General features: G+C 51.2%; 7 protein-coding genes. 5 read left to right on the top strand and 2 right to left on the bottom strand.

The features are described 5' to 3' along the window. The first annotated feature begins 208 nt into the window (after positions 1-208). The 4 genes from RMO84_RS08590 to RMO84_RS08575 all read left to right on the top strand — a co-directional run bounded on the left by RMO84_RS08590 (position 209) and on the right by RMO84_RS08575 (position 2,858). Entirely contained in the window at positions 209-667 is a 459-nt protein-coding gene (locus RMO84_RS08590; RefSeq protein ID WP_310488058.1) for a Fur family transcriptional regulator, read from the top strand. Then, positions 664-1,800, top strand: coding sequence for a glycosyltransferase family 4 protein (locus RMO84_RS08585; protein WP_396135804.1), 1,137 nt, complete (start codon positions 664-666; stop codon positions 1,798-1,800). Before RMO84_RS08590 ends, RMO84_RS08585 begins: the two co-directional genes overlap by 4 nt. 197 nt (positions 1,801-1,997) lie before the next feature. Beyond that, positions 1,998-2,330, top strand: coding sequence for a YtxH domain-containing protein (locus RMO84_RS08580; protein WP_310488054.1), 333 nt, complete (start codon positions 1,998-2,000; stop codon positions 2,328-2,330). A 6-nt stretch (positions 2,331-2,336) separates the two neighbouring features. Further along, the gene (locus RMO84_RS08575; protein ID WP_310488052.1) at positions 2,337-2,858 is read left to right on the top strand and encodes a DUF948 domain-containing protein; all 522 of its coding nucleotides are present in this window, start codon (positions 2,337-2,339) and stop codon (positions 2,856-2,858) included. A 110-nt stretch (positions 2,859-2,968) separates the two neighbouring features. Here RMO84_RS08575 and RMO84_RS08570 read toward each other — a convergent pair whose 3' ends face one another. Next, positions 2,969-3,508 (bottom strand): RNA-binding protein, encoded by a 540-nt coding sequence (locus RMO84_RS08570; RefSeq protein ID WP_310488051.1) that lies wholly within the window; start codon positions 3,506-3,508, stop codon positions 2,969-2,971. A gap of 124 nt (positions 3,509-3,632) precedes the next feature. On the opposite strand from RMO84_RS08570, the gene RMO84_RS08565 reads away from it, so the two are divergent. Next, positions 3,633-3,758 (top strand): hypothetical protein, encoded by a 126-nt coding sequence (locus RMO84_RS08565; RefSeq protein ID WP_310488049.1) that lies wholly within the window; start codon positions 3,633-3,635, stop codon positions 3,756-3,758. Between the two features lie 310 nt (positions 3,759-4,068). Here RMO84_RS08565 and RMO84_RS08560 read toward each other — a convergent pair. Further along, positions 4,069-5,020: DEAD/DEAH box helicase (locus tag RMO84_RS08560; RefSeq protein WP_310488048.1), on the bottom strand; the 952-nt coding region annotated here is incomplete at its 5' end.

Raw genomic sequence — 5,020 nt, 5'->3', positions numbered from 1 at the left:
GGTGCTTTACTTGCGGCTCACCTTTGGACGGGTTCCCCGTCAAAAAAGGTGAGACAGCGACGCATCGACTGGGAGGTTTCCTCCCAGTTGTGTGCGTCAAGACAAGACAGCGGAGTTGGGTCGGATGGGTTCCCCATCCGTAACCCATACCCAAGCAGGGGAAACCCCAAGACCGCACTTTTCGCTCCCCGCTCCCCGCTCAAAAAACATGAAATCCGATCGCACTCGCAGCCAAGAACGTATTTTACAACTCCTGAAGCAATGCGATCGGGCAATTTCGGCTCAGGATATTTATGTCGAGTTGCGCGCTCGCGATCGAGCCGTCGGGCTAGCTACTGTCTACCGTGCCCTTGAGAGTCTAAAATTGGAAGGGGTCGTTCAAGGTCGGACATTATCGACGGGCGAATCGTTGTATAGTTGTGTCCAAGCAGACAGACATCATCTGACTTGCTTGCACTGCGGGCAATCGATTCCGATCGATGAATGTCCGGTCGAAGAATTAGAACACAGACTAGAATCGCTCCACCAGTTTAAAATTTACTACCATACTCTCGAATTTTTTGGAGTATGTTTGACTTGTGCGCCGACAGAGGTAGACAATAGCCACAAACCAGTCATTCATTTGCATCACCATAGCCACGATCGATCTAAACAGGGACCTGCATGACTTTTGAGAATTTTATGAATTCAATTGGGGTTGCCGAACCGCATGGGCGCGGCTGGCTCTCCGTAGTGCTAACTTTTATGTTTGCTTGGATAGTCACCTATTTATTCATTCCTAAAGTCCGCACTTTCGCACTCAAAGTTGGCTGGGCAGATCAACCCAACGCCCGCAGACTCAATCAGGAGCCACTAGCCAATGCGGGGGGGTTAGCGATTTATGCAGGGGTCATCGCGGCGATTATTCTCGCTGGCTGTCTCGCACCGATCGTCATAGCCAAGGTTCAAGTATCGATCTTGGCAATCTTATTAGGTGGCTCGGTACTAGTGTTGGTTGGCTTTATTGACGATCAGTTACCAGAGGGATTGCCTGCGCTGTTTCGGTTAGTCGTCCAACTTTTAGCGTCACTATTGTTGGTCGTCTGTCACATTCAAATTCACATTTCTTACTTTGGCGCGCCGATCGATAACGTTTTATCGATCGTCCTGACGGTGTTCTGGGTTGTGGGCATTACTAATGCCGTGAACTTGATGGATGGGATGGATGGATTGGCTGGTGGGGTGAGTTTTATTACTGCCATGACGATTTTAGCTGCCTCCGCTCAATTTGAGGCCAGAGCGGCGGCAACGTTAATCGCTGCCGCAGTAGCGGGAGCGGCCTTGGGCTTCTTACGTCACAATTATCATCCCTCGCGGATTATTATGGGTGATGCGGGAGCTTACTTCCTGGGCTATGTCTTGGCTGCTATCAGTATTTTGGGCAGTGCCAAAGTTACCACAGTCACTTCGCTGATCCCGACAATTATGGTGTTAGTCGTGCCAGTTGTGGATACGAGCCAAGTAATTATCAAGCGGTTGTTGTCAGGGCGCAATCCCCTCAGCACGCCGGGGAAAGATCATTTACATCATCGGTTGTTAGCACAGGGATTTTCGCAGCGACATTCGGCGGTGATTTTATGGGCAATTGCTTTGGCTGGCGGGATGATTGCGATGCGGTTACAACCAGGAATCAGACAAATGGCGATCGTGGTGACGGCGATCGGGATTGCCATCCTCTTGGTGATGACTGTCTGGCTGCGACTGCGCGCGATCGTGCATACTCCTGACAAACCAACCCTCGATTCTAACGATAAATCCTAACAAGCTAGTGTCGAGATCGCAAGGCAACTGACTTGCGATCTCGGGATCGGGCGATCTGCGATCTTGGATCGTGACGGGGGTTAGACTCGATTGGTGGGTACTTTAGTAGGTAAGCCGATCTCCAACCGATCGAGCCGGATGGCAACGCTCCAAGATTGGTCTAAACTAATACATATTCGGTTAAGTAGTATCGATCTATGGCAGATAAACACCGCAGCACATTTATCGGCGGCATCGCGATCGGTGCGGCAATTGGCACTGTTACCGCGCTGCTGATGGCTCCTCGGACGGGACGAGATACGCGCAAAATTTTGGGGAAAACTTTAACGGCAGTCCCCCAAATGGCCGAGGATATCTCTAGTAGCGTCCAGCTTCAGGCCGACAAGCTCTCAGTAGCCGCTGGCGAACGGTGGCAGGAAACACTCGATCGATTGGCTACGGCGATCGCGGCAGGTATTACGGCTAGTCAATCCCTGGCAGAACTCGAAGCCTCGACCCGCGAGCGATCCCCGCACGAGATCGACAAGTAATTTTTTTTGACTCATCACCGATCGATTCACGCCGATCGCTTCATTTTGACCATTATCGATCCATTACTATTTCTGGGAGGCTCAATTTTGCTGGTTGCTGTCAGTTTGACAGCACTGGTTGTCGCTGCTTTTCCCGCGATTCAAGACCTATCGAGAGCCGCTCGCAGTGCCGAGAAGTTGTTCGACAGGCTCGATCGGGAATTACCGCCTACTCTAGAGGCCATCAGACTAGCCAGCTTAGAATTGAGCGATCTGAGTGAGGAAATGTCTCAAGGCGTCCAAAGTGCCTCCGCCGTGGCACAGCAAGTCGATCTGAGTTTGGTAGAGGTCAAAAAGCAGGCTGGTAATCTCCAAACAGGTACTCGCAGTGTCTGGGTGGGTGTCAAGGCGGCATGGCAAACCTGGCGTGCTGGTGACTCGCGGACGGACGATCGAATGTCAGCATCGCCCCGAGCATCTTTGTCAGCTAGTAGCGATGGTACTGCCGATCCCGATCTGGATGCGACTTTTGACGAGCCGCCACTCTAATGGCACCCAAGCCACAAAAAATTGCTAGAGAGATTTTCTCTCTAGCAACAAAGCTATTTATCTGCAAGCAATTGCAGTCTATCGTCTCTAGTTAGACAATGAATCCAAACTTAGAGATTGCCAGATTGAGCTAATTTATCTTTGAGTTCGGCGAGTTTACCCGCCCACCGAGGATCTGGTTGAAAATCGGTACTGGTACTTGTCGTGTAATTAGTGGTACTGCTATTATTTTTGCCACCTTCTTTGCGACCGCCTTTTTTAGCACCACCACTACTGCGGCGCGGCGTATCGGCATTACTGTTACTCCCTTTATTGCTGAGATTTGGTTTAGGAACACTGCTGGGTTCTCTAGGCTCGGCTGATTCGCTTTGCTCGCCATCTTCATCGTCTTGCCCTTTAGCTTTGGGCAGGGCTTTTTCAATTTTGATCGGCAATTCTTGGAACATCGTACCGTTGTACTTTTCGACGATCTGGTCGGCTTGCTCTTCCGTCTCGACGGTGACAAAGCCAAATCCCCGGCATTTACCAGTTTTGCGATCTTTGATCACTTTGACAGAAACTAGCTCGCCAGCATCAGCAAAAACGGTTTGAAGTTCTTCCCGCTCTACATCAGATTTTGGTAAGTTGCCCACATATAAACGAATAGACATATACAAATTCCTCCAGACTGGAATTAAATTAGCTTGCTTGCAGGGTTTCCCCGAGGGGGAATCGCCTCAAATTTTTTTAGCAGACAAAAAACTGTTGCAGTAATATAGCATCACCTTCGAGATTGTGACAGTCGATCGGTTCGATCGGTGGACTCGGACTGGATCGCGGTTGGCGATATGCAGTCATTATTGTTGCCCCAGCCTAGCTGAGATCGTCTCTGAGCTAGAAGTCGGCAATGCCGAACAATAACAACTGACAACTGCTGTGGGGTCGATGCTTTAGTATGAATCGGCAGATGTTCGGTCTGCACCCTCGACACTATATCTTAATGTTTTTTCACAAACTTTTACACCCTTACTTAAATTATCACGTCTGTGGATGAGCGATCTATTTTTTGAGTAGCGATCTTGTTGCTAATCTTGGGAATTGCCGAGCGAAATGGCCAGTTCGCTCGGCTCAACCATACCCACATCAAAAAGGTGGGCATAGCCCACCTTTTACTGATGACTAAACATCTTAATTTAAGCGTCAACAAGCGGCCTGCAACCGCCCAGACCGATTACACTCGTTCTTCGCTACGGTAACCACGGTTGTCGCGGCCATCGCGCTCGTAGCGACTGCTTTCGTTGCGGGGAGTGCTATCGCGCCGATCGTAACGACCGCCACCGCCACCGCCACCACCACCGGTGCGGAGGACTGGTTTGCCACCAGCACCGCCACCGCCACCACTGCGACGATCGCTGCCACCGCGAGGCTTGTAGCTGTTCGAGGAGCGATCGCGCTCTTGCATTTGGGGTTCTTCCATATCGAGCCATGCGGGACGAGTTTGGTCGTAAACCAATTGCAGCGCGGCTGCGGCAACAGTATGGACGTCATATTCTTCGCTCATCTTGGCGATAATCGGCAAGAAGGATGCGACCCGTTCGCCAGAAAGTGCTTCTTGGACTTTGCCTTGAATCTTCTGGACGTGTGCGGCTTCAACTTGAGCGCGAGTAGGAATTTGGCAGACGGCGAGGGACTGCTTGACCCGACGTTCGATCGCTTGGAGTTTGCGACGATCGAGCGAGTGAATCAGGGAGATAGCGATGCCTTCTTTACCCGCACGACCCGTCCGACCGATCCGGTGGATGTAATTTTCCACGCTATCGGGGAGATCGTAGTTAATGACGTGGCTGAGATGGTCTACATCCAAACCGCGTGCGGCAATGTCGGTTGCCACAATCCAGCGGACTTTGTCGCTGCGGAAGCGAGTCAGCAGGCGTTCGCGTTGAGTTTGGGTCAGATCGCCATGATACTCATCGGCACTGTGTCCGGCAGATTGCAGTTGGTTGGTGAGTTCGGCAGCAGCTTTACGCGTCCGCACGAAGATGATCGCCGATTCTGGCTGTTCGAGTTCGAGAATCGGTTGGAGTGCTTGAGCCTTCGTCCAGCCGCGCGGGATGAAGTACACTTGTTGCTGAATTTTGGAAGGTGCCGCTTTGACTTGATCGACAGTAACTGTGACTGGAGAT

Origin of the sequence: Chamaesiphon sp. VAR_69_metabat_338 (assembly GCF_031423935.1) — a bacterium.
GTDB lineage: Bacteria > Cyanobacteriota > Cyanobacteriia > Cyanobacteriales > Chamaesiphonaceae > Chamaesiphon.
Note: the sequence above shows the minus strand (reverse complement) of the source record. Positions and strands in the feature narration are given on the sequence as shown.